Below are 22,658 nucleotides of genomic sequence, written 5' to 3'. Positions count from 1 at the left end.
GAGCGCTCTCCTTAGGACCCACCAGCATTCAAGTCAAGCGTTTCCGCAGGTTTTGCCAGGGTAAAATTGCAGATTGATGGATTCCTCATGGCTCGCCCCCGGAATCAAAACGGCGCCCACAAGGGGCGCCGTTCCGACTCGTTATAAATAGCGGAGACTCTTATTCCGCCGCGATATCCGGCTTGGAGATGGCAGCGCGGCTGCCCCCCAGGGCCTGGCGGTCGCGCCCGGCGGCAATGGCACGCAGCCGGTTCATCACCGAGCCGGTACCGGCCGGAATCAGGCGGCCGACGATCACGTTTTCCTTCAGGCCGGTCAGCGCGTCGATCTTGCCCGCCGTGGCGGCCTCGGTCAGCACGCGAGTCGTCTCCTGGAAGGAGGCAGCGGAGATGAAGCTCTGCGTCTGCAAGGACGCCTTGGTGATGCCCTGCAGCACCGGCAGAGCCACGGCCTTGCGCTCGTCCTCGGCCAGTTTGCCGTTCTCGTGGTCGAACTCCACGCGGTCCACCAGCTCGCCGACCAAGAAGGTCGTATCGCCCGGCTCCACGACCTCCACCTTCTGCAGCATCTGGCGGACGATCACTTCAATATGCTTGTCGTTGATCTTCACGCCCTGCAGACGGTACACGTCCTGGATTTCGTTCACGAGGTAGTCGGATAGTGCCTCGACGCCCAGCACGCGCAGGATGTCGTGCGGCACGCGCGGGCCGTCCACCAGCGGGTCGCCCTTGCGGACATAGTCGCCTTCCTGAACGGATACGTGCTTGCCCTTGGGAACCAGGTACTCGGTCTCCTCGCCGGTCTCGTCGCTCTTCACGATCACGCGGCGCTTGGCCTTGTAGTCCTTGCCGAATTCCACGCGGCCGTCGATCTCGGCGATGATCGCGTGATCCTTCGGACGGCGGGCCTCGAACAATTCCGCCACGCGCGGCAGACCACCGGTAATGTCGCGGGTCTTGGAGCCTTCGCGGGGAATACGCGCCAGCACGTCACCATCGGCCACCGTGGCGCCCGATTCCACCGAGAGGATGGAGTCCGGGGCCAGGAAGTAGCGGGCCTCGGTGCCATTGGCGAGACGCAGGATCTCGCCCTTGGCATCCTTCAGCAGCAGGCGCGGGCGCAGATCGGCGCCGCGAGCGGACTGCTTGTAGTCCACCACCACCTTGGAGGTCAGGCCCGTCACTTCGTCGGTCCGCTCGACCAGGGTGATGCCCTCGATCAGGTCCGCATACTCGACGATACCTGCACGCTCGGTGATGATCGGCAGGGTGTACGGATCCCACTCGGCCAGCTTCTGGCCGCGGGCGACATCCGCGTTCTCATCCACCAGCAGGCGCGCGCCGTAAGGCACGCGGAAGCGGGCGCGCTCGCGCTTGGCCGAGTCGGTGATGATGATTTCGCAGTTGCGGCTCATCACCACGGGCACGCCCTGGGAGTTGGTCACCACGTTGCGGTTGCGGATGGCGACCACACCATCATGGCTAGCTTCCACGTTAGACTGCTCGGCGCCACGCTGCGCCGCACCACCGATATGGAAGGTACGCATGGTCAGCTGCGTGCCCGGCTCGCCGATGGACTGCGCCGCGATCACGCCGACGGCCTCGCCCACGTTCACCGGGGTACCACGCGCCAAGTCGCGGCCATAGCACTTGGCGCAGACGGCGATCTTGGTGTCACAGGTCAGCACGGAGCGGATCTTCACCGTCTCGACGCCAGACTTCTCGATGAGCTCGGCCTGCGGCTCCTCGATCAGCGTATTCGCCGCGACGATCACCTCGCCGGTGACCAGATCGACCACATCCGCCGCGGCGGTACGGCCCAGCACGCGCTCGGACAGGGAGGAGACGATCTCGCCACCATCGCGCACCGCGCTCACCGTCAGGCCGCGCTCGGTGCCGCAATCATCCTCGATGATGATGCAGTCCTGCGCCACGTCGACGAGTCGGCGGGTCAGGTAACCGGAGTTCGCGGTCTTCAACGCCGTATCGGCCAGACCCTTACGGGCGCCGTGGGTGGAGTTGAAGTAATCGAGAACCGAGAGGCCCTCTTTGAAGTTCGCGATGATCGGCTGCTCGATGATCTCGCCCGACGGCTTGGCCATCAGGCCGCGCATGCCAGCGAGCTGGGACATCTGCGCCGCGGAACCACGGGCACCGGAATGGCTCATCATCCACACGGAGTTGGTGGGGCGGCCGATCTCCTGCTTGGAGATCTCCTTCATCATCGCGGTCGCCACGAGGTCCTTACAACGCGACCAGGCGTCAACCACCTTGTTGTAACGCTCGCCGGCGGTGATCAGACCATCCTGGTACTGCTGCTCGAACTCGCGCACCTCGGCCTGGGTCTTGCCAACCAGCTCGGCCTTGGACGCGGGGATCCGCATATCGTCCTTGCCGAAGGAGATGCCGGCGCGCGCCGCGTGACGGAAGCCGAGGCCCATCATGCGGTCGCAGAAGATCACCGCCTCCTTCTGACCGCAATGGCGGTAGACGAGGTCGATCACGTCCTGCACGTTCTTCTTGGTCAGCATCTTGTTGACCACGGCGAACGGCACGTTCGGATTCAGCGGCAGGAGCTGGCCAATGAGCATGCGGCCCGGCGTCGTCACCACGATCGCGGTCTTCACGTTGCCGTCATGGTCGATGGTCTTCACGCGGCCGCGGATCTTGTCGTGCAGCTTGATGACACCAGCGGTGAGGGCGAACTCAATCTCGCCGACCGTGCCGAAGGCCTTCGCCTCCTCGTCCTTGGCGGCCAGGAATTCCGGGGTCTCCAAGGAGAGGTAGTACAGGCCGAGCACGATATCCTGGCTCGGCACGATGATCGGCTTGCCGTTGGCGGGGCTGAGGATGTTGTTGGTGGACATCATCAGCACGCGGCCTTCCAGCTGCGCCTCGATGGAGAGCGGCACGTGGACCGCCATCTGGTCGCCGTCGAAATCCGCGTTGAAGGCGGTGCAGACCAGCGGGTGCAGCTGGATCGCCTTGCCCTCGATCAGGATCGGCTCGAAGGCCTGGATACCCAGGCGGTGCAGCGTCGGCGCGCGGTTCAGCATCACGGGATGCTCGCGGATCACCTCTTCGAGGATGTCCCAAACCTCCGGACGCTCCTTCTCCACCATCCGCTTGGCGGCCTTGATGGTCGTGGCCAGGCCGTATTTCTCCAGCTTGGCGTAAATGAACGGCTTGAACAGCTCCAGCGCCATCTTCTTCGGCAGACCGCACTGGTGGAGCTTCAGCTCCGGGCCCACCACGATGACCGAACGGCCGGAATAGTCGACGCGCTTGCCGAGCAGGTTCTGGCGGAAACGACCCTGCTTGCCCTTCAGCATGTCGGAGAGCGACTTCAGCGGGCGCTTGTTGGTGCCGGTGATGGCGCGGCCACGGCGGCCGTTATCGAACAGCGCATCCACGGCCTCCTGCAGCATGCGCTTCTCGTTGCGCACGATGATGTCCGGCGCGCGCAACTCCATCAGCCGCTTCAGGCGGTTGTTACGGTTGATAACGCGGCGATACAAATCGTTGAGGTCGGAGGTGGCGAAGCGGCCGCCATCCAGCGGCACCAGCGGGCGCAACTCGGGCGGGATCACCGGAATCACGTCCAGCACCATCCACTCCGGGTGCGTGCCGGAATCGAGGAAGTTCTCCAGCAACTTCAGGCGCTTGACCAGCTTCTTACGCTTGGTCTCGCTGGTGGTTTCCTTCAGCTCGGCGCGCATCGTGGCGCGGTCCTCGGCGAGGTCGATCGAGACCAGGATCTGCTTGATCGCCTCGGCGCCAATGCCGGCGCGGAACGCGTCCTCACCGAACTCGTCCTGCTTGTTGTACATCTCGTCTTCCGAGATGAGCTGGTGCAGCTTGAGGTCCGTGGTGCCCGGCTCGAGCACGATGTAGCTCTCGAAATACAGCACCTTCTCGACATCTTTGAGCGTCATGTCGAGCATGGTGGAGATGCGGCTCGGGAGCGACTTCAGGAACCAGATATGCGCGACCGGCGAAGCCAGCTCGATATGACCCATGCGCTCGCGGCGCACCTTGGCCAGCGTCACTTCCACGCCGCACTTCTCGCAGATAATCCCGCGGAACTTCATGCGCTTGTACTTGCCGCACAGGCACTCGTAGTCCTTGATCGGCCCGAAGATGCGGGCGCAGAACAAGCCGTCGCGCTCAGGCTTGAAGGTACGATAGTTGATCGTCTCCGGCTTCTTGATCTCGCCGTAAGACCAGCTGCGGATCTGCTCCGGCGAGGCGATCTGGATCTTCATCCGGTCGAAAGACGTGGCCTGCCCCGGCTGGCCCAGAATCTTCATCAAGTCACTCATCTGCGTCATCCTTGCAAAGCCAGGCGGGAGGCCATGCCTCCGCCCGGCGATATGAAGTTTAGGTGGCGTCCTGTTCCAGATCGACGTTCAGGCCGAGGGACTTCAGTTCCTTCAGCAGCACGTTGAAGCTTTCGGGAATGCCCGCCTCGAAATTGTCCTGCTCGCGCACGATGGCCTCGTAGACCTTGGTACGGCCGGACACGTCGTCGGACTTCACCGTCAGCATTTCCTGCAGCGTGTACGCGGCGCCGTAGGCTTCCAGTGCCCACACTTCCATTTCACCGAAGCGCTGGCCACCGAACTGCGCCTTGCCGCCCAGCGGCTGCTGGGTAACGAGCGAGTACGGGCCGATCGAACGGGCATGGATCTTGTCGTCGACCAAGTGGTGCAGCTTGAGCATGTACATGTAGCCCACGGTCACCTTGCGCTCGAACGGCTCGCCGGTGCGGCCGTCGATGAGGGTGGACTGGCCGGACACGTCAATCCCCGCGCGAGCCAGCGCGCTCTCGATGTCGGAGATGCGGGCACCGTCGAACACCGGGGTCGCAATGGGCACGCCCTTCTTGATGTTCTGGCAGAGCTCGAACAGCTCGTCGTCTTCGCGGTTGACGATCTGCTCGTTGAAGATCTCCTCGCCATAGGCGCCCTTGAGCTGCTCCAGCAGGGCCTCGCGAGCCTCGCCAGTGCGGCGGTACTCTTCCATGGCCTTGTTGATCTGCTTGCCAAGATTGGCACAGGCCCACCCCAGATGCACCTCGAGGATCTGACCGACGTTCATGCGCGACGGCACGCCCAGCGGGTTCAGCACGAGGTCCACGGTGGTGCCATCCTCAAGGAACGGCATGTCCTCCACCGGCACAACGCGCGAGACCACACCCTTGTTACCGTGACGGCCGGCCATCTTGTCGCCCGGCTGCAGCTTGCGCTTCACCGCCACGAACACCTTGACCATCTTCATCACGCCGGGGAGCAGCTCGTCGCCGCGCTGCAGCTTCTCGACCTTGCTCTCGAAGCGCTCCTGCAGCTTCTTCACGGCGGCGTCGAACTCGCGCTTCAGCGTCTCGATATGCGCCACCACGGCGTCGTCCTGCACCACCACGTTGCGCCATGCGCCGCGCGGATGCTCGGCCAGCACTTCCTCGGTGATCTCCGTACCGGCCTTGATGCCCTTGAAGCCGGAGCCGGCGATCTGGCCCAGCAGCGACTCGCGCAGCCGGTTCAGGAACGAACGCTCCTGAATGCCCTTCTCGTCGTCACGGTCCTTGGCCAGACGCTCGATCTCGGCGCGCTCGATCGCCAGCGCGCGCTCGTCCTTGTCCACGCCGCGGCGGTTGAACACGCGCACATCGACGATGGTGCCGGCGGTGCCGGGCGGCAGGCGCAGCGAGGTGTCGCGCACGTCGGAGGCCTTCTCGCCGAAGATGGCGCGCAGCAGCTTCTCTTCCGGCGTCATCGGGCTTTCGCCCTTCGGAGTGACCTTGCCAACGAGAATGTCGCCCGGGTTCACCTCGGCGCCGATATACACAATGCCCGCCTCGTCGAGGTTGCGCAGCGCTTCCTCACCGACATTCGGGATGTCGCGGGTAATTTCCCCCTGGCCAAGCTTGGTGTCGCGGGCCATGACCTCGAACTCCTCGATATGGATCGAGGTGAACACGTCATCGCGGGCGATACGCTCGGAGATCAGGATGGAGTCTTCGAAGTTGTAGCCATTCCAAGGCATGAACGCGCAAAGCGCGTTGCGGCCCAGCGCCAGCTCGCCCAGCTCGGTGGACGGGCCGTCGGCGATGATGTCACCGGCGGAGACGCGGTCGCCCACCTTCACCAACGGACGCTGGTTGATGCAGGTGCTCTGGTTGGAGCGCATATACTTGCGCAGGCGGTAAATATCGACGCCCATGGTCGTGCCATCCTCGGCGGTGGCGCGGACCACGATACGGGCACCATCGATCTGGTCGATGATACCGGCGCGCTTGGCGACGATGGTGGCGCCCGAGTCGCGCGCGACGGCGGCTTCCATGCCGGTGCCGACGATCGGCGCGTCCGACTGCACCAGCGGCACGGCCTGACGCTGCATGTTCGAGCCCATCAGCGCGCGGTTGGCGTCGTCGTTCTCAAGGAAGGGGATGAGCGCGGCGGCGACCGAGACGAGCTGCTTCGGCGAAACGTCGATGGCGGTCACTTCCTCGGGCTTCACCATAAGGAAGTCGCCGTTGCGGCGCACGGAGACGAGGTCGGAGGTCAGCTGGCCGTCCTCGGCCTTGGCGGCGTCGGCCTGCGCAACCGTGAGGCGCTCCTCTTCCATGGCGGAGAGGTACTTGTAGTCGGGCTGCACCACGCCGTCCTTGACGATCTGGTACGGGGTCTCGATGAAGCCGTACTTGTTCACCTTGGCGTAGGTGGCGAGCGAGTTGATCAGACCGATGTTCGGGCCTTCCGGCGTCTCAATCGGGCAGATACGGCCGTAATGGGTCGGGTGCACGTCGCGCACCTCGAAGCCGGCGCGCTCGCGGGTCAGACCGCCCGGCCCGAGGGCGGAGAGGCGACGCTTATGCGTCACCTCGGAGAGCGGGTTGGTCTGGTCCATGAACTGGCTGAGCTGGCTGGAGCCGAAGAACTCACGCACCGCAGCCGCGGCCGGCTTGGCGTTGATGAGGTCGTGCGGCATCACGCTGTCGATATCCACCGAGCCCATGCGCTCGCGGATCGCGCGCTCCATGCGCAGCAGGCCGACGCGGTACTGGTTCTCCATCAGTTCGCCAACAGAGCGCACGCGGCGGTTGCCCAGGTTATCGATATCGTCGATCGCGCCGCGGCCGTCCTTCAGCTCGGTCATGATCTTGATGGTGAGCAGGATGTCGTCCTTGCGCAGCACGCGCACGGTGTCCGGCACGTCGATGCCCAGGCGCATGTTCATCTTCACGCGGCCCACGGCGGAGAGGTCGTAGCGGTCGGCGTCGAAGAACAGCCCCTTGAAGAGAGCTTCGGCGGTCTCGCTGGTCGGCGGCTCGCCGGGGCGCATCACGCGGTAGATGTCGATCAGCGCATCTTCGCGGTTGTTGTTCTTGTCGGCGGCCAGGGTGTTGCGGATCCACGGGCCATTCGCCTGGTCGATCGCCAGCGTCGGCAGGGCGTCGATGCCCTTTTCCTCCAGCTGAGCCAGCTTCTGCTCGGTCAGTTCCTCACCGGCCTCGGCGAAGATCTCGCCGGTGTTCGGGTCGTACAGATCCTCGGCAACGAAGCGCCCAACCAGATCGCCACGCGCCACCAGAACGCTCTTGGTCTTCTCGGCAATCTTGCGGGCCGAGCGGGCAGTGAGCTTCTCTTCGGCCTTGGCCACAACCTCGCCTGTCTCGGCATCGATCAGGTCTTCGATGAGCTTGACGTTGCGGAACGCGTCGACCTCGAACGGGCGGGCCCACTGGCCCTTGTTCGCGGTGTAAACCACCTGGCCGTAGAAGAAGTTCAGCATCTCCTCGGCGTCCATGCCCTTGATCTCGCCGATCTCGACCGTCTCGCCCTTGGCGGCGCGGGCCTCGATCAGCTTCTCGGTGGCCTGGCTCGGCAGGGCGTAGAGCAGCGTGGTGACGGGCAGCTTGCGCTTGCGGTCGATGCGCACATAGACGAGGTCCTTGGCGTCGAACTCGAAGTCCAGCCAGGAGCCGCGATACGGAATCACGCGGGCGGTGAACAGGTACTTGCCCGAGGAATGGGTCTTGCCGCGGTCATGGTCGAAGAACACGCCGGGGCTGCGGTGCATCTGGGAGACGATGACGCGCTCGGTGCCGTTGACGACGAAGGTGCCGTTATCGGTCATCAGCGGCATGTCGCCCATGTAAACGGGCTGCTCTTTAATATCGCGGATGGAGCGCGCGCCGGTGTCCTCGTCCACGTCCCAGACGATCAGGCGCAGGATCACCTTCAGCGGGGCGGCATAGGTCATGCCACGCTGGATGCACTCCTCGACATCGTATTTCGGCTCTTCCAGCTCGTAATGGACGAACTCAAGCCGGCCGCGGCCAGCGAAATCGTCGATGGGGAAGACCGACTTAAAAACTTCCTGCAAGCCGGAATGCGTGCGGGCGTCAGCCTTCGTGTGCATCTGCAGGAACGAATCGTAGCTGGCTCGCTGCACGTCGATAAGGTTCGGCATCGGCGCAACTTCGGGGATACGGCCAAAGCTCTTACGAATGCGCTTACGGTTGGTGAAAGATCCCTTACCCAAACCACCACTGATCGCGTTCATCGCATCACCCTTGTAAATAAATCCAGCTCAGTCTTCACAAAAACAGGCGGCAGGCGATCCCCCACAGGTGATCGCCTGCCCTTTAGGCCATCTGCACGCCGGAGCTCAAAATACCCCGGCGGGAAAGAGGGTTACTTGACTTCGACAGTCGCGCCCTGCTCTTCCAGCGTCTTCTTAATCGCTGCAGCCTCGTCCTTGGTCGCGTTTTCCTTGACCGTCTTCGGGGCGCCCTCAACCAGGTCCTTGGCTTCCTTGAGGCCCAGGCCGGTGATGGTGCGAATTTCCTTAATCACGTTGATCTTCTTGTCGCCGCCGTTGGCGAGGATCACGGTGAACTCGGTCTGCTCTTCAGCCGGGGCGGCAGCGGCAGCGGCCGGGCCGGCAACAGCGGCAACAGCCACCGGAGCGGCGGCGGAAACGCCCCACTTCTCTTCGAGCAGCTTGGAGAGCTCAGCGGCCTCCAGGACAGTCAGCTTGGACAGCTCTTCAACGAGCGCGTTCAGGTCAGCCATGTTTCAATCTTTCGTATAAGTAGACTTTGGTTGGTTCAAGGCAAGAGCGGCACCACGCCACCTTGCCATTTTTTCAAGCCACAAGAGTTTGAAGCGTTATCAGGCCGCTTCGCTCTTCTGGGAGTCGGCATACGCCGCGAAGACCCGGGCAAGCTGGCCAGCCGGCGCCTGGAGCACACCCGCAACCTTGGTCGCCGGGGCATTGAGAAGCCCCAGGATCTTGGCGCGCAGCGCATCGAGCGACGGCAGCTCGGACAATGCCTTCACGCCATCAGCGTTGAGCACCTGGCTCCCGAGGGAGCCACCGAGCAGCACAAACTTGTCATTGGTCTTGGCGAAGTCGACAGCAACCTTCGCCACCGCCACCGGGTCTTGCGACCAAGCGAGTGCGGTGGGCCCCTTCAGGAGCGGGCCAATGCCATCGAACCGGGTCCCATCGAGCGCAAGCAGGGCCAGACGATTCTTCGCAACCTTGAAGCTAACGCCAGCCTCGCGCATCTTGCGGCGCAGCGCGGTGACCTCGGCAACCGTCATACCCGCATTGCGGGTCACAACGACCATCGAAGTCTCGGCGAACACCGAAGACAGCTCAGCGACGAATTCACGCTTCTCTATGCGATCCACATCCGTCTCCAACTTGCGGCGATAAGCGGGGCAAGCCCCACGAACCGCCAGGTTACCCAAGATGCCGGGACCACCCCGGACATCTCTCGCCTGTCCTTACTTGGAACCACCAAAGCCTTGCCGTTACGCAAGTCCTTGGCACCTCTCTACCGAATGCGGGGCGAACCCCATCAAACCTAGCGGTGCATACGGTCTCGGACAGGTCGGGGCGTTTTCACGCCCCTGCCCGTGGCGGCCGGAGCCGCCACGTATCTCTCAGAAAAACTTAGGCGACGGTGGTGACATCCACATGGATGCCAGCGCCCATCGTGGAGGACAGCGCCACCTTCTTGAGGTAGGTGCCCTTGGCGCCGGTCGGCTTGGCCTTCTGCACAGCGTCGATCAGCGCCTTGGCGTTCTCGACCAGCTTGTCGTCGGCGAAGCTCGCCTTGCCGATACCAGCATGGATGATACCAGCCTTCTCGGCGCGGAACTCAACCTGGCCGGACTTGGCGGCGGTCACGGCGCCCTTGACGTCCATGGTCACGGTGCCGAGCTTCGGGTTCGGCATCAGGCCGCGCGGGCCCAGGATCTTACCAAGCTTACCCACCAGCCCCATCATGTCCGGGGTGGCGATGCAGCGGTCGAACTGGATGTCGCCAGCCTGCACCTTCTCGGCCAGATCATCGGCGCCAACCACGTCGGCGCCGGCGGCCAGGGCTTCCTCAGCCTTCGCGCCGCGGGCGAACACGCCCACGCGCAGCACCTTGCCGGTGCCATTCGGCAAGGAGATCAGGCCACGGACCATCTGGTCGGCGTGACGCGGGTCGATACCCAGGTTCAGCGAGATCTCGATGGTCTCATCGAACTTCGCCTTGGCGTTGGACTTGGCCAGGGTCACGGCCTCGGTCAGCGGGTACAGCTTCGCGCGGTCAACAGCGGCGCGGGCGGCGGCAATACGCTTGTCATGTGCCATTGTATTAGCCCTCCACCACAGTCACGCCCATGGAACGGGCGGAGCCAGTGAGCATGCGCACGGCAGCATCCTCGTCATTGGCGTTCATGTCTTTCATCTTGACCTTGGCGATCTCGCGGAGCTGCTCGATCGTCACCTTGCCGACGGCAGCGCCCTTGCCCGGGGTCGTCGTGCCCTTGTCGATCTTCGCCGCCTTCTTCAGGAAGTAGGTGTTCGGCGGGGTCTTCATGACGAAGGAGAAAGTACGGTCGGCAAACGCGGTGATCACCACCGGAATCGGCATGCCCGGTTCCATCTGCTGCGTCGCCGCGTTGAATTCCTTGACGAACTGCATGATGTTCAGACCGCGCTGACCGAGCGCCGGACCAACCGGCGGCGACGGATTCGCCTTGCCTGCAGGAATCTGCAGCTTGATATAGCCTACAACCTTCTTTGCCATCTCTGGCTCCTATCCTTTGGCACACGCCAATGGACCGTGGTACATCCGGCCTCGCGGACCCCCGCCAAGCCTCCCACGTTCCGGTAAGGGGCGGAGCCTTACTCCATCCCCCCTCACCTGTCTATATCCCCGCACGCTAAATAATCTATAATGCCAAGCATGCAGCCCCATACAGCCTTGCTTGTGATCGACGTCCAGAACGATTTCTGCGCCGGCGGCGCGCTCGCCGTGCCAGAGGGCGAAGCTGTCGTGCCAAGGGTCAACAGGCTCGCTAAACAATTCGAGACCGTGGTGCTCACGCAGGACTGGCACCCGGCGGACCACATCTCCTTCGCCGCCAGCCATCCGGGCAGACAACCCTTCGAGAGCCTCGACCTCCCCTACGGCCCACAGGTGCTCTGGCCAAGCCATTGCGTGCAGGGCACGCAAGGTGCGGCGCTGCACCCGGAACTGGACATCCCGCACGCAAGGATGATCCTGCGCAAGGGCGGCAACCGGCTGGTAGACAGCTACTCCGCCTTTCTGGAGGCCGACCGCACCAGCAGGACCGGGCTGGACGGGTATCTGCGCTCTCTCGGCATCACCGACCTTTATATATGTGGCCTTGCCACGGATTTCTGCGTCGCCTGGTCGGCAGAGGACGCACGCGCCTTCGGCTTCAGCGCCACGATCATCGAGGACGCCTGCCGCGCCATCGACCTGAACGGCTCGCTCGCCGCCGCCTGGGCGAAACTGGCCGCCGCCGGGGTCGGGCGGATCGGCAGCGCCGCGCTCGGGGCATAAAAGAAGCGGCCCGAAGGCCGCTTCTCTTATTACTTACTGCCCGATCAATCAGTCGAGGCTAATGGCAGAAACTTCCGGGCCCTTGGAACCCTGAACCACGCTCATCTTCACAGCCTGGCCTTCCTGCAGCGGAGAGAGGCCAGCGGCCTCCAGCGCGGTGGCGTGCACGAACACATCCTTGCCGCCGCTCTGCGGGCTGATGAAGCCGAAGCCCTTGGTGGCATTGTACCACTTGACGATACCATCCATCTCCACGGCCGGACCGCTCGCCTGCTGGCGGGGCGGGCGCGGGGTGCGCGGACGGTCGAAACCGCCACCGAAACCACCGCTACGGGGCGGCGGAGCATCGCCTTCCTTCACCGAGATCACCTGGTCGACCTGACGGCCCTTCTGCCCCTGGCCAACCCGCACCTGCAGGATGGACCCCGGCGTCACGGCCTGGAAACCGGCATTCTGCAGCGAGTTGGCGTGCAGGAACACGTCGCCCGAGCCGTCGGCCATCTCGACGAAACCAAACCCCTTCTCGGGGTTATACCATTTCACGGTTGCCTTTGCCTCGGGGGCAGAGGACGTGGACCCAAACCCGGAAAAGGACGGCGGGGGAAGGGGCGCGTTGCCAAAGAAATTGTCGTCATCAAAACCGCGACGGCGGCTCTGCCGCTGGCGGTCGTTTTTCGGGGGTCGCACTATAAAAACTGTCCTCTGTGATCTTTCAGGGCGTCCGGTGTTTTCGACCGGACGCCATCGACCATAGGGCAGCAAGGCTAGGGCTTCAATCCCGAAATGGAGCAGGTACCCCGCATCACTGCATAAAATACCGCGGTTTTCCGTAGCCCTTCGCAAATAGCATGGCTCGGCGCGCTTGCTCTGCGCGTTGCCGCGCCGTAAGAGCCGCTATGGCTTTCCCCATTGACAATCCGGCCCTGGCCGAAGCGCTCACCGAGCGCGGCTATTCCAACCCCACTTCGGTGCAGCTTGCCGTGCTGCAGCCCGAGGCCGAGGGGCGCGACCTCCTCGTTTCCGCCCAGACCGGCTCCGGCAAGACCGTGGCCTTTGGCTTGGCTCTGGCCAGCACCATTCTCGGCGCCAACCCGGCCCTGCCCGCCACGCGGCACCCGCTGGTGCTGGTTATCGCCCCCACGCGCGAGCTGGCCTTGCAGGTGCATGCCGAACTCACCTGGCTGTACGAAAAAGCGGGCGGGCGCATCGTCTCCTGCGTCGGCGGCATGGACCCGCGCCGCGAGTCCCGGCAGCTCTCCGCGGGTTGCCATATCGTCGTCGGCACGCCGGGGCGGCTGCAAGACCATATCGACCGTGGCAATCTCAACCTCTCCGAGCTTGAGGCCGTGGTGCTGGACGAGGCCGACGAAATGCTCGACCTCGGTTTCAAGGATGAGCTGGACTTCATCCTCTCCGCCGCGCCCGAGAGCCGCCGCACCCTGCTCTTCTCCGCCACCATCTCGCGCGAGATTGCGTCCCTCGCCCGCACCTACCAGCATAATGCGCTCCGCATCGACACGGTCTCCCGCACCGAGCCTCACGCGGATATCGAATACCGGGCCATCGTCGCCCCCGGGCACGAGATTGAGGCAGCGCTAGTGAACCTGCTGCGCGCGCAGGAAGCGCGGGCGATCGTGTTCTGCGCCACGCGCGACAATGTGCGCCACCTGCACGCCAGCCTGCTGGCGCGCGGCTTCAACGCCGTGGCGCTCTCGGGCGAGCTGTCCCAGGCCGAACGAAACACGGCGCTGAACGCGCTGCGCGAGGGCCGCGCCCAGGTCTGCATCGCCACCGACGTCGCGGCCCGCGGGCTGGATCTGCCGGATCTCGGCCTCGTCATCCATGCCGACCTGCCGACCAACAAGGCCACCCTGCTGCACCGCTCCGGCCGCACCGGCCGCGCCGGGCGCAAGGGCGTGTGCGTGCTGCTGGTCTCGCCGGTCAAGCGCCGCCGCGCCGAGATGCTGCTGGGCTCGGCCAATATCGAGGCCACCTGGCACACCCCGCCCACCCCGGAGCAGATCCGCGCGCTGGATGGCGAGCGCCTGCTCGAACACCCGCTGCTCACCCAAACCCCGGATCCAGAGCAGCAGAGCGCGGCCGCCGGCCTGCTTGAGCGCTTCTCCCCCGAGGCCATCGCCGCCGCGTTCGTCCGGCTGGCCCAGGCGCATCTGCCCGAGCCCGCGCATGTGACGATCCTGCCACTGGAGCAATCCCGTCCGGCCCGCCCCTCCAAGTCGCAGCCCATCGGGGCGGTGACGGGAAGCGGCAATGGCGTGTGGTTCCGCCTGCCCACCGGGCGCCAGAACAATGCCGACCCGAAATGGCTGATCCCGCTGTTGTGCAAGCGCGGCGGCATCACCAAGGCCGAAATCGGTGCGATCCGCATCTTCGACCGCGAGACCAAGTTCGAGATTCTCGCCTCGGCGGCGGAGTCGTTCTACGCGGCGGCGGCACAGGTCGGGCCGTCGGATCTGCCGATCGAACCCGCCACCCCGCCGAGCCCAAGCGGGCCGAGAACACCGCGTCCGCAAGGCCAAAAGCCCGCTGGCAAGCCCTTTAACAAACCCGCACGCGACAACGCCGGCCCGCCGAACGAACAGCAGCGCCGGCGCAAGAACAAGGCCACGAAGGGCGTGCGCTAAAGCTAAAAGAGGTCTTGATGCTGCTCAGCGCGCGCCACTGCTTCAAGCGCGCTGAGCCGTCATCTTCAAAAACGCTGCTTTTCCACAACAAGCGGCACCAAAAAAACTTTCAATACCGCCGCAGCAGGGCGACCAGCTTACCCTGCACGCGCACGCGCTCAGGCGGGTAGATCTTGGTTTCGTACCGGACGTTCGCCGGCTCCAGCGCGATGGAATTGCCCCGGCGGCGCAAGCGTTTCAGCGTCACCTCGTTCTCATCCACCAGGGCGACGATGATCTGGCCGTTCTCGGCCGTGTCGCCCTTGCGGATGACGACGATATCGCCATCCAGAATCCCGGCCTCGACCATCGAGTCCCCATCGACCTTCAAGGCGAAATGATCCCCATTGCCGAGCAGCGCCAGCGGCACATCCACCTGCTCAGCCTCGTCGCGCAGCGCCTCGATCGGCAGGCCCGCGGCAATACGCCCATAAAGCGGCAGGCTGACCGCCCCAACCTCGCTGGCGGCGCGCACGCCGGGCAGCTTGCCTGAGAAATTGCCCTGGATGACGTTGGGAGCGAAGCGCGGCAGGCTGCGCTCGGGCGGAGCCAGATCGTCCGAGAGGCGCACCACCTCCAGCGCGCGGGCGCGGTGCTTGTGGCGACGCAAAAAGCCTCGCTCCTCCAGCGCCGTGATCAGCCGGTGGATGCCGGATTTGGAGCGCAGATCCAGCGCTTCCTTCATTTCCTCGAAGCTCGGGCTGCACCCGGTCTCACGCAGATGCTTGTCGATGAACACAAGCAGCTCATGTTGCTTCGTCGTCAGCATGCAGCTCTCCAAACCGGCCAAGGCGCTTTAAGAACAAAGCGCTAACTTGCGCCATGTTCTAGTTTGGTTCTCGTTTGCGCGTCAAGCGTTACAATCGCCCGCGCTCTGGTTATTCAACCCCGAGTAGCGAGCGCACGGCAGCGCCTATATCGTCCTGGCGCATCAGCGACTCGCCGACCAGGAAGCCCTGCACCCCGGCCTGCTGCAAACGCACCACGTCCGCATTGGTCTTAATGCCCGATTCCGAGATGAGGAAGCGGTCCGGCGGGCAGAGGCGCGAGAGCGTCTCAGTGGTTTCCAGCGAGGTCACCATGGTCTTGAGGTTGCGGTTATTGATGCCGAGCAGCGGCGACTGCAGGCACAGCGCCCGCTCCAGTTCTTCCTCGTTGTGCACTTCCACCAGCACGTCCATGTCCAGGGCACGGGCCAGTTCCTCCAGCTCCCGCGCCTGACCGTCCTCAAGGGCCGCCATGATCAGTAGGATGCAATCCGCGCCCATCGCCCGGCTTTCGTAGATCTGCCAGGGGTCGAGCATGAAATCCTTGCGCAGCACCGGCAACTTCACCGCCGCCCGCGCCGCCTTTAGATAAGCCGTGCTGCCGGAGAAATATTTCTCGTCGGTGAGCACTGAGAGGCAGGCCGCACCGTTTTCGGCATAGGCGTGGGCCAGCATCGCCGGATCGAAATCCGGGCGGATCAGCCCGCCCGAGGGCGAAGCCTTCTTGATCTCGGCGATCAGCCCCGGATGCCCGGCGGCCACCGCGTCCATCAGCGCCCGGCCGAAGCCACGCGGCTTGTCGGCGTCACGCGCCGCCTGCTTGATCTCGTCCAGCGGCGCAACCGCCTGCCGGGCGATGATTTCTTCACGCTTATCGGCGCAGATTTGCGCCAGAATGTCTTTGTCAGCCACAGTTCCACTCATTGTGCGGACACCATCTTGAGCCGCTCCAGCACATCGGCTGCGGCTCCGGTGTCGATTGCCGCCGCCGCCCGGGCCACGCCCTCGGGCAGGGTTTCCACATGTTCCGCCACGATCAGCGCCGCGGCGGCATTAAATAATATGGTGTCGCGATAGCCGTTGCGCGCGCCATGCAGCACCGCCCGTAGCGCCGCCGCATTCTCAGCCGCATCGCCGCCTTTCAGCGCCTCCAGCGGCACGGGAGACAGCCCGGCATCCGCCGCTGTCACGGTGAATTCCTTGATCTCCCCGTGATGCAGCGAGACGACATGGTTCTCGGTGGAGAGGATCAGCTCATCCAACCCGCCGCCATGCACCACCCAGGCCGACTCGCTGCCCAAATCGCGCAGCGTCTCCGCCACGGGGCGGGCCCAGGCGGGATCGTACACCCCCACGAGTTGACGCTTCACACCGGCGGGGTTGGCCAGCGGGCCGGTGAGGTTGAACAGCGTGCGCGTGCCCAGCTCCACCCGCACCGGGGCGGCGTGGCGCAGCGCCGGATGATGGCGCGGCGCGAACAGGAACACGCAGCCGACCTCACGCATAATCGCGGAGAGCCGCTCGATCGGCGCTTCGATGTTCACGCCCAGGGCCACGAGCGCATCCGCCGCACCCGAGCGGGAGGAGAGCGCCTTGTTGCCATGCTTGGCCACCGTCACGCCGCAACCCGCGAGCACGAAGGTGACGGCGGTGGAGATGTTCAGGCTGGCCGCACCGTCGCCCCCCGTGCCGCAGACATCGATGGCTCCTTCCGGCGCTTCGATCCGCGTCATGCGTGCGCGCATCGCCGTCACCGCGCCGGTCAGCTCGGCCACGGTCTCGCCCCTTGCCCGCATGGCCATCAGCAAGCCACCAATCTGCGCCGGAGTCGCCTGCCCGTCCATGATGATACCGAACGCCGCCTCGGCCTCGGCCACGCTCAGCGTCTCGCCCCTGCCGAGGCGTGCCAGCACAGGTTTGAGCGAAACGCTCATGCGGCGACCGGCTGAGCCTCGCGCGCCAGGCGCAGGAAATTCCCCAGAATCTGGTGCCCGCCAGAGGTGGCGATGCTCTCCGGGTGGAACTGCACGCCATAGATCGGCAGGGTGGCGTGGCGCAGGCCCATCACGGTGCCATCCTCGGTCCAGGCCGTGGCCACCAGGCAGTCCGGCATGGTGGAGCGGCGCACGATCAGCGAGTGATAGCGCGTGGCGGTGAAGGGGTTGGGTAGGCCGGAGAAGATGTCCGTATTGTCGTGGAAGATCGGGCTGGTCTTGCCATGCACTGGCTCAGCACCCCGGATCACCTCGCCACCAAAGGCCTGGCCGATGGATTGATGCCCCAGGCACACGCCGAACAGCGGCACGCGGCGCTCGGCGGCCAGCTTCACCATGTCCAGGCAGATGCCCGCCTCGTTGGGCGTGCAGGGGCCAGGGGAGAGCACGATGGCCTCCGGGTTCAGGGCCAGCGCCTCTTCGGCGGTCAGCGCGTCGTTACGCTTCACCAGGCAGTCCGCGCCGAGATCGCCGAAGAACTGTACGAGGTTGAAGGTGAAGCTGTCGTAATTGTCGATAAGCAGGATCATGGCTTGTTACTCCGGCGCGGCGACATAGCGCACCGCGTCCTCAGCGGCACGGAACAACGCCCGCGCCTTTTGCACGGATTCGGCATATTCGGCCTCGGCATCCGAGTCGGCGACCACGCCGACACCGGCCTGCACGTACATCTTGCCATCCTTCAGCACCGCCGTACGCAGGCCGATGCAGGTGTCCATCGTGCCGTTGGCGGCGAAATAGCCGATGCACCCAGCATACAGCCCCCGGCGGGAAGGTTCCAGTTCCTCGATGATCTCCATCGCCCGCACCTTCGGAGCGCCCGAGAGCGTACCAGCGGGGAAACCCGCGATCAACGCGTCCAACGCGTCGAGATCGGGGCGCAGCTTGCCCTCGACGGTCGAGGAAATGTGCATCACATGCGAGAACCGCTCGATGACGAAGCTCTCCACCACGCGCACGGAGCCGATCTCGGCGACACGGCCGACATCGTTGCGCCCAAGGTCGAGCAGCATCAGATGCTCGGCCCGCTCCTTCGGGTCGGCCAGCAGCTCCTCTTCCAGCGCGTGGTCTTCCGCGGCGTCCACGCCACGGCGGCGGGTGCCGGCCAGCGGGCGGATCGTCACCTTGCCGTCGCGCAGCCGCACCAGGATCTCCGGGCTGGAACCAACGGCGCAGAAATTGCCGAAATCCAGGAAGAACAGGAACGGCGCCGGGTTGACGCGGCGGAGCGAGCGGTACAGCGCGAAGGGCGGCAGGGAGAAGCTGGCCTCGAAGCGCTGGGAGGGGACGATCTGGAAGGCGTCGCCCGCGCGGATATAGTTCTTCGCCGTCTCCACGACGCCGAGGAACTCCTCCTTCTCCATGTTGGAACTCTGCTCCAACGGCTCCAGCAGGCGGCCCTTGAGCTGCGGCACCGGGCGCTCCAGCGCCACCGCCACGTCGTTCAGCCGGGTTTCGGCGCTCGCGAACGCCTCGGCGGCGGAAACGCCCTCACGCGGATAGACCGGGGCGGCGATGGTCATCTCGTCGGTCACGCTGTCGAAGATGATGAACACGCCAGGGCGGGCCAGCACGGCGTCGGGGATTTCCAGCACATCCGGCTTAAGCGCCGGCAGCTCCTCCATTAGCCGCACCATGTCATAGCCCAGATAGCCCAGCAGCCCGCCGGTCATGGGCGGCAGGCATTCGGGCACGTCCAGCTTCGTCTGGGCGATCAGTGCGCGCAGGTTCTTCAGCGGCGCCTCGCCCACGGGGGTGAAGGCGTCGGGGCTGGTCTGGGCGTCGCTGTTGATCGAGGCGATGCCGTGCTCGCAGCGCCAGATCAGGTCTGGCGACATGGCGATAACGGAATAGCGCCCACGCACCGCGCCGCCTTCCACGCTCTCCAGCAGGAAAGAATAAGGCTGGCCATGCGCCACCTTGAGAAAGGCGGCTACCGGGGTGAGCAGGTCGGCGATCCCGTGCCGCCAGACCAGCGCGCCGCGTCCCTGGTCGTAGGCGGCGCGAAAACTCTCGAAACGGTCTGGCGAAACGGCGTTCATTCTCTATCCAACGTTATTGATACAACTGCGAGAGCAGCTTCTGGTTCACAGACACCTTGTCGCGCCGCTGCAGCCCGTCAAGGAAGCTCTCACCGATATCCTCCTGCAAGAGCTTTGTCATCGCCTGCGTGAGCTGGGCGTAATCCGCGGGGTCCTGCTCAGGCGTCGGGTCCACCACCTGGCTCAGTACGGCCACGGTGAAGCCCGTGGCGGTCTGCTCCATCGTCGCCTGCCCTGGCTTGAGGCTGAACATCACATTGACGAACTGCGTGTCGATCCCGGCGGGCGGCGGGCCGTTGCGGGTAATGGCCGGGGTGGTGGTCACGCTGTAATGCTTGGCGGCGGCCAGGGCGTCGAGCTTCTGGCCCTGCTGCACGGCGTAAAGCAGGTCGGCGGCCTTCTGCTCGGCCTCGCGGGTCTGCTGGTCGGCCAGCCAAGCGCTCAGCACCTTGCCGCGCACCTGCGCGAAGGGGGCGAGCGCCGGGGGGATCACCTGATCGACCGTCAGCGCGAAATAGCTGCCATCGGGCCCATTGGTGAGCTGCGCCGGGTCGCCCTGATGCGCCGCGAAGGCGGCCTTGATCACGGCGGCCTTCAGGGCGTCCCCGCCCGGCACCGGGGCGGGCGTGCCGTCCGGCGTGTTGCCGTTGGCGTCCAGCGTGCCCTCGGCGGCGGTGAGGCCGAGATTAGCCGGAAGCTGGTCAAGCGGCGTTTGCCCGGCCAGCGCGTCCTGCAACCCGTCCACATCCTGGGCGACATCCGCCTGCGCCTTCTGCAACTGCAATTGCTGCATCACCTGAGCGCGCAGGGCGGCCTGGTCCGGCCCGCTCTGGCCGGTCTGCGTCACCTTGAACACATACATGCCGGTATCGCCCGCGATCGGCCCGACCACCTTGCCCGGCTCGGCGGCGAACACCGCGGCGGCGAGGTTGGCGTTGGGGATCTGCGTCTGGGTGGCGCTGGAAAGCTCGATGGCGCTGGCGCCGAAGCTCTTGGCCATGGCCTGGATCTCGCTCCAGCTCTTGCCCTTCTTCCACGCCGCCTCGATGCGCGAGGAGCTGGCGAGGTCGCCCACCGAGAGCACCTGCACGCTGCGCTCCGGCACGCTCGGCGCGGTGCCGGCGGCATGAGCCATGGCGGCATCCACATCGGCCTGAGGCACCTGTTCACTGGGCGCCAGCAGCGCCGGGGAGAGGATCACCAGCTTGACCTTGCGGTACTCGGGCGCGGTGAACTGGTCCGGGTGGTTGCGCCAGAAGCGTTGCAGCGTGGCGTCATCGGGGGAGGCCGGGAGCGGCTGCGTGGCGACGGGGATCTGCACCGTGCTGGCGAAGCGCTGCTCCGCCATGGCGGAGAAGATCGGCTTGAGCAGCGCATCGGGCGCCGTCACCCCGGCCATGATCGGGCCGAGCAGCTGGCGGTCGCTCAGATCATGGCGCACATCGGCGATGAACTGGTCCGGCGAGCTATTATTCTGTTGCAGTACCTGGGCGAATTTCGCCTTGTCGAACACGCCGTTGGTCTGGAAGGCGGGGATCTGGTCCAGCATCTGGCGGATGGCCGAATCCGGCACCGCGATACCCAGCCGCCCCGCCTCCTGCTCCAGCACCTGCTTGCGCAGCACCTGGGCCAGGGCCTGTTCGGCAATCTGCTGGCGCGTGGCCGCATCCGGCTGGGGCTGGCCGTTCTGCGCCGCCTGGGTCAGCAGCGCCTGATACGCCGCCTGCACCGCCGAGATATCCACCGGCTTACCCGCGACACGCGCCACGGCGGTACTTCCGCCTGCCAGCGTGAACACGTTGGAGATGCCCCAAAGCAGGAAGAGGACGACAAGAAGGCCGAAAAACCCCCGCGCCACCCAGTTGCTCATAATTTTACGGACCCAGACCAGCATCGGCTCTCTTTACCCAAAACCGCCGCCTCTATAGCTAGACCCCTGGGACTCGGCAAATAACGGATGCAACGAGCGCGGATCTGCCGGGACCGCGCCATAACATTACGGGCTGAACAGGGAGACCATGACATGCGGCAACTGATTGCAGGCAACTGGAAGATGAACGGGCGGCTGGCCGATGTCGCGGGCTATGCCCAGGCGGTGCGCGCCGCCACGCTGCATACCCGCCTGCTGATCTGCCCGCCCTTCACCCTCATCGACCGTTTCGCCACCGCCCTGGCCGGGTCCGGCATCACCGTTGGCGGGCAGGATTGCCACGCCAACCCGCACGGCGCTCACACCGGCGACATCTCGGCCTCCGCGCTGGCCGAAGCCGGGGCGAGCTATGTCATCGTCGGCCATTCCGAGCGCCGGCTGGACCATGGCGAGACCAACGCCATCGTCGCCGGCAAGGCCGTGGCGGCCACCGCGGCGGGGCTGACCCCGATTGTCTGCGTCGGTGAGACCGAGGAACAGCGCGATGCCGGTGAGGCCGAGAACGTGGTGCGCCAGCAGCTCGCCCACAGCCTGCCGGCAGGCTTCGCCGGGGTCGTGGCCTATGAGCCGGTCTGGGCCATCGGCACCGGCCGCACGCCCACCGAGGACGACGTGGCAGCCATGCACGCCGCCATCCGTGCCGCATTGGTGGAAAAGCTGGGCGAGACCGGCAAGGGTCTGCTGATCCTGTACGGCGGCTCGGTGAAGCCCAGCAACGCCGCCAGCCTGCTGGCCCTGCCCGAGGTGGGCGGCGCGCTGGTGGGCGGGGCGAGCCTGAAGGCCGAGGACCTGCTGGCCATCGCTGGGGCGGCCCCGCGCGGCTGAACCACGCCACATGCAGCGCACGCGGTTGAACTATTGGCTGTAGCGCTTTAGAAGCCGCGAAACCTTTTTCACCCAGGCCCCAAAATGATTAAAGTCCTCCTCGTCCTGCACGTCTTCGTGACCATCGCGCTGATCGGCGTGGTGCTGATCCAGCGCAGCGAGGGCGGCGGTCTGGGCCTGGGCGGCGGCCAGGGCATGGGCAGCTTCATGACCGGGCGCGGCACCGCCAACCTACTCACCCGCGCCACCGCGATCCTGGGCACGCTGTTCTTCGCGCTCTCTCTGGCGCTGGCCCTGCTGTATAAGGGCAGTGCGGTGAACAACAACGCCGCCATCCTCAACACTCCGGCGCAGAGCGTCCCGGCCGTGCCCGCCCCCGCGGCACCCACAACCGCGCCTCTGCCCAGCTCCCTGCCCTCCACCCCGGCCGACGCCCTGCCCGCACCTAGCGCGCCGAGCGCCCCGGCAGCCCCCGCTCCGGGCGGCGCGCAGTAAACGCGCGTCTCCCCCCTCCCGTTTTCTCAACGACTCGTGTA

General features: G+C 65.3%; 17 protein-coding genes. 4 read left to right on the top strand and 13 right to left on the bottom strand.

From position 1 onward, the window contains the following. Positions 1–160: 160 nt before the first annotated feature. From rpoC to rplK, 6 genes are all read right to left on the bottom strand, one after another. The gene (gene rpoC / locus HNP71_RS05250) at positions 161–4,321 is read right to left on the bottom strand and encodes a DNA-directed RNA polymerase subunit beta' (RefSeq protein WP_183265835.1); all 4,161 of its coding nucleotides are present in this window, start codon (positions 4,319–4,321) and stop codon (positions 161–163) included. Between the two features lie 58 nt (positions 4,322–4,379). Further along, entirely contained in the window at positions 4,380–8,567 is a 4,188-nt protein-coding gene (gene rpoB, locus HNP71_RS05245) for a DNA-directed RNA polymerase subunit beta (RefSeq protein WP_183265834.1), read from the bottom strand. Positions 8,568–8,698: 131 nt separating this feature from the next. Then, positions 8,699–9,079, bottom strand: coding sequence for a 50S ribosomal protein L7/L12 (rplL, locus tag HNP71_RS05240; protein WP_183265833.1), 381 nt, complete (start codon positions 9,077–9,079; stop codon positions 8,699–8,701). 99 nt (positions 9,080–9,178) lie between these two features. Then, on the bottom strand, positions 9,179–9,703 hold the full coding sequence (gene rplJ, locus HNP71_RS05235; protein ID WP_183265832.1) for a 50S ribosomal protein L10: 525 nt from the start codon (positions 9,701–9,703) through the stop codon (positions 9,179–9,181). A gap of 265 nt (positions 9,704–9,968) precedes the next feature. Then, entirely contained in the window at positions 9,969–10,658 is a 690-nt protein-coding gene (gene rplA, locus HNP71_RS05230) for a 50S ribosomal protein L1 (RefSeq protein ID WP_183265831.1), read from the bottom strand. Between the two features lie 4 nt (positions 10,659–10,662). Next, positions 10,663–11,097 carry a 50S ribosomal protein L11 gene (gene rplK, locus HNP71_RS05225; RefSeq protein WP_183265830.1) on the bottom strand — a complete coding sequence of 145 codons (435 nt, stop codon included), beginning with the start codon at positions 11,095–11,097 and terminating at the stop codon, positions 10,663–10,665. 177 nt (positions 11,098–11,274) lie between these two features. Here rplK and pncA point away from each other — a divergent pair, with 177 nt between their 5' ends. Continuing rightward, positions 11,275–11,880 (top strand): bifunctional nicotinamidase/pyrazinamidase, encoded by a 606-nt coding sequence (pncA, locus tag HNP71_RS05220; protein ID WP_456304180.1) that lies wholly within the window; start codon positions 11,275–11,277, stop codon positions 11,878–11,880. Positions 11,881–11,928: 48 nt separating this feature from the next. Here pncA and HNP71_RS14310 read toward each other — a convergent pair whose 3' ends face one another. Next, on the bottom strand, positions 11,929–12,423 hold the full coding sequence (locus HNP71_RS14310) for a cold-shock protein (protein WP_343062213.1): 495 nt from the start codon (positions 12,421–12,423) through the stop codon (positions 11,929–11,931). A 353-nt stretch (positions 12,424–12,776) separates the two neighbouring features. Here HNP71_RS14310 and HNP71_RS05210 point away from each other — a divergent pair, with 353 nt between their 5' ends. Further along, positions 12,777–14,525: a DEAD/DEAH box helicase gene (locus HNP71_RS05210; protein WP_183265827.1), complete on the top strand. Its 1,749-nt coding sequence runs from the start codon at positions 12,777–12,779 to the stop codon at positions 14,523–14,525. 109 nt (positions 14,526–14,634) lie between these two features. Here HNP71_RS05210 and lexA read toward each other — a convergent pair whose 3' ends face one another. From lexA to HNP71_RS05180, 6 genes are all read right to left on the bottom strand, one after another. Beyond that, complete coding sequence (gene lexA / locus HNP71_RS05205; protein WP_183265826.1) at positions 14,635–15,333, bottom strand: transcriptional repressor LexA; 699 nt, start codon at positions 15,331–15,333, stop codon at positions 14,635–14,637. Between the two features lie 109 nt (positions 15,334–15,442). Then, a complete protein-coding gene (trpC, locus tag HNP71_RS05200) occupies positions 15,443–16,243 on the bottom strand; it encodes an indole-3-glycerol phosphate synthase TrpC (RefSeq protein WP_408840629.1) in 801 nt (266 codons plus the stop codon). A gap of 8 nt (positions 16,244–16,251) precedes the next feature. After that, complete coding sequence (gene trpD / locus HNP71_RS05195) at positions 16,252–17,265, bottom strand: anthranilate phosphoribosyltransferase (RefSeq protein ID WP_183265824.1); 1,014 nt, start codon at positions 17,263–17,265, stop codon at positions 16,252–16,254. Beyond that, positions 17,262–17,855, bottom strand: a complete 594-nt coding sequence (locus tag HNP71_RS05190; RefSeq protein WP_183265823.1) for an anthranilate synthase component II — start codon at positions 17,853–17,855, stop codon at positions 17,262–17,264. Before HNP71_RS05190 ends, trpD begins: the two co-directional genes overlap by 4 nt. Before the next feature lie 6 nt (positions 17,856–17,861). Further along, on the bottom strand, positions 17,862–19,367 hold the full coding sequence (gene trpE, locus HNP71_RS05185; protein ID WP_183265822.1) for an anthranilate synthase component I: 1,506 nt from the start codon (positions 19,365–19,367) through the stop codon (positions 17,862–17,864). Between the two features lie 13 nt (positions 19,368–19,380). Then, on the bottom strand, positions 19,381–21,261 hold the full coding sequence (locus tag HNP71_RS05180; protein WP_183265821.1) for a SurA N-terminal domain-containing protein: 1,881 nt from the start codon (positions 21,259–21,261) through the stop codon (positions 19,381–19,383). Between the two features lie 129 nt (positions 21,262–21,390). Between HNP71_RS05180 and tpiA the strand changes: the two genes are divergently transcribed. Further along, positions 21,391–22,122, top strand: coding sequence for a triose-phosphate isomerase (gene tpiA, locus HNP71_RS05175; RefSeq protein WP_183265820.1), 732 nt, complete (start codon positions 21,391–21,393; stop codon positions 22,120–22,122). An 84-nt stretch (positions 22,123–22,206) separates the two neighbouring features. Next, positions 22,207–22,617 carry a preprotein translocase subunit SecG gene (gene secG, locus HNP71_RS05170; protein WP_183265819.1) on the top strand — a complete coding sequence of 137 codons (411 nt, stop codon included), beginning with the start codon at positions 22,207–22,209 and terminating at the stop codon, positions 22,615–22,617. Positions 22,618–22,658: the final 41 nt, after the last annotated feature.

It is taken from the genome of Acidocella aromatica (assembly GCF_014201825.1).
GTDB classification, from domain to species: Bacteria; Pseudomonadota; Alphaproteobacteria; order Acetobacterales; family Acetobacteraceae; genus Acidocella; species Acidocella aromatica.
The sequence above is the reverse complement of the archived record's forward strand: the minus strand, read 5'-3'. Positions and strand labels throughout refer to the sequence as shown.

Coding starts and splice junctions, on each gene's coding strand:
- rpoB (WP_183265834.1), bottom strand. CDS start 8,567: ATGAACGCGATCAGTGGTGGTTTGGGTAAGGGATCTTTCACCAACCGT.
- rplA (WP_183265831.1), bottom strand. CDS start 10,658: ATGGCACATGACAAGCGTATTGCCGCCGCCCGCGCCGCTGTTGACCGC.
- rplL (WP_183265833.1), bottom strand. CDS start 9,079: ATGGCTGACCTGAACGCGCTCGTTGAAGAGCTGTCCAAGCTGACTGTC.
- HNP71_RS05190 (WP_183265823.1), bottom strand. CDS start 17,855: ATGATCCTGCTTATCGACAATTACGACAGCTTCACCTTCAACCTCGTA.
- rplK (WP_183265830.1), bottom strand. CDS start 11,097: ATGGCAAAGAAGGTTGTAGGCTATATCAAGCTGCAGATTCCTGCAGGC.
- trpD (WP_183265824.1), bottom strand. CDS start 17,265: ATGAGCGTTTCGCTCAAACCTGTGCTGGCACGCCTCGGCAGGGGCGAG.
- HNP71_RS05180 (WP_183265821.1), bottom strand. CDS start 21,261: ATGCTGGTCTGGGTCCGTAAAATTATGAGCAACTGGGTGGCGCGGGGG.
- tpiA (WP_183265820.1), top strand. CDS start 21,391: ATGCGGCAACTGATTGCAGGCAACTGGAAGATGAACGGGCGGCTGGCC.
- HNP71_RS05210 (WP_183265827.1), top strand. CDS start 12,777: ATGGCTTTCCCCATTGACAATCCGGCCCTGGCCGAAGCGCTCACCGAG.
- rpoC (WP_183265835.1), bottom strand. CDS start 4,321: ATGAGTGACTTGATGAAGATTCTGGGCCAGCCGGGGCAGGCCACGTCT.
- lexA (WP_183265826.1), bottom strand. CDS start 15,333: ATGCTGACGACGAAGCAACATGAGCTGCTTGTGTTCATCGACAAGCAT.
- trpE (WP_183265822.1), bottom strand. CDS start 19,367: ATGAACGCCGTTTCGCCAGACCGTTTCGAGAGTTTTCGCGCCGCCTAC.
- secG (WP_183265819.1), top strand. CDS start 22,207: ATGATTAAAGTCCTCCTCGTCCTGCACGTCTTCGTGACCATCGCGCTG.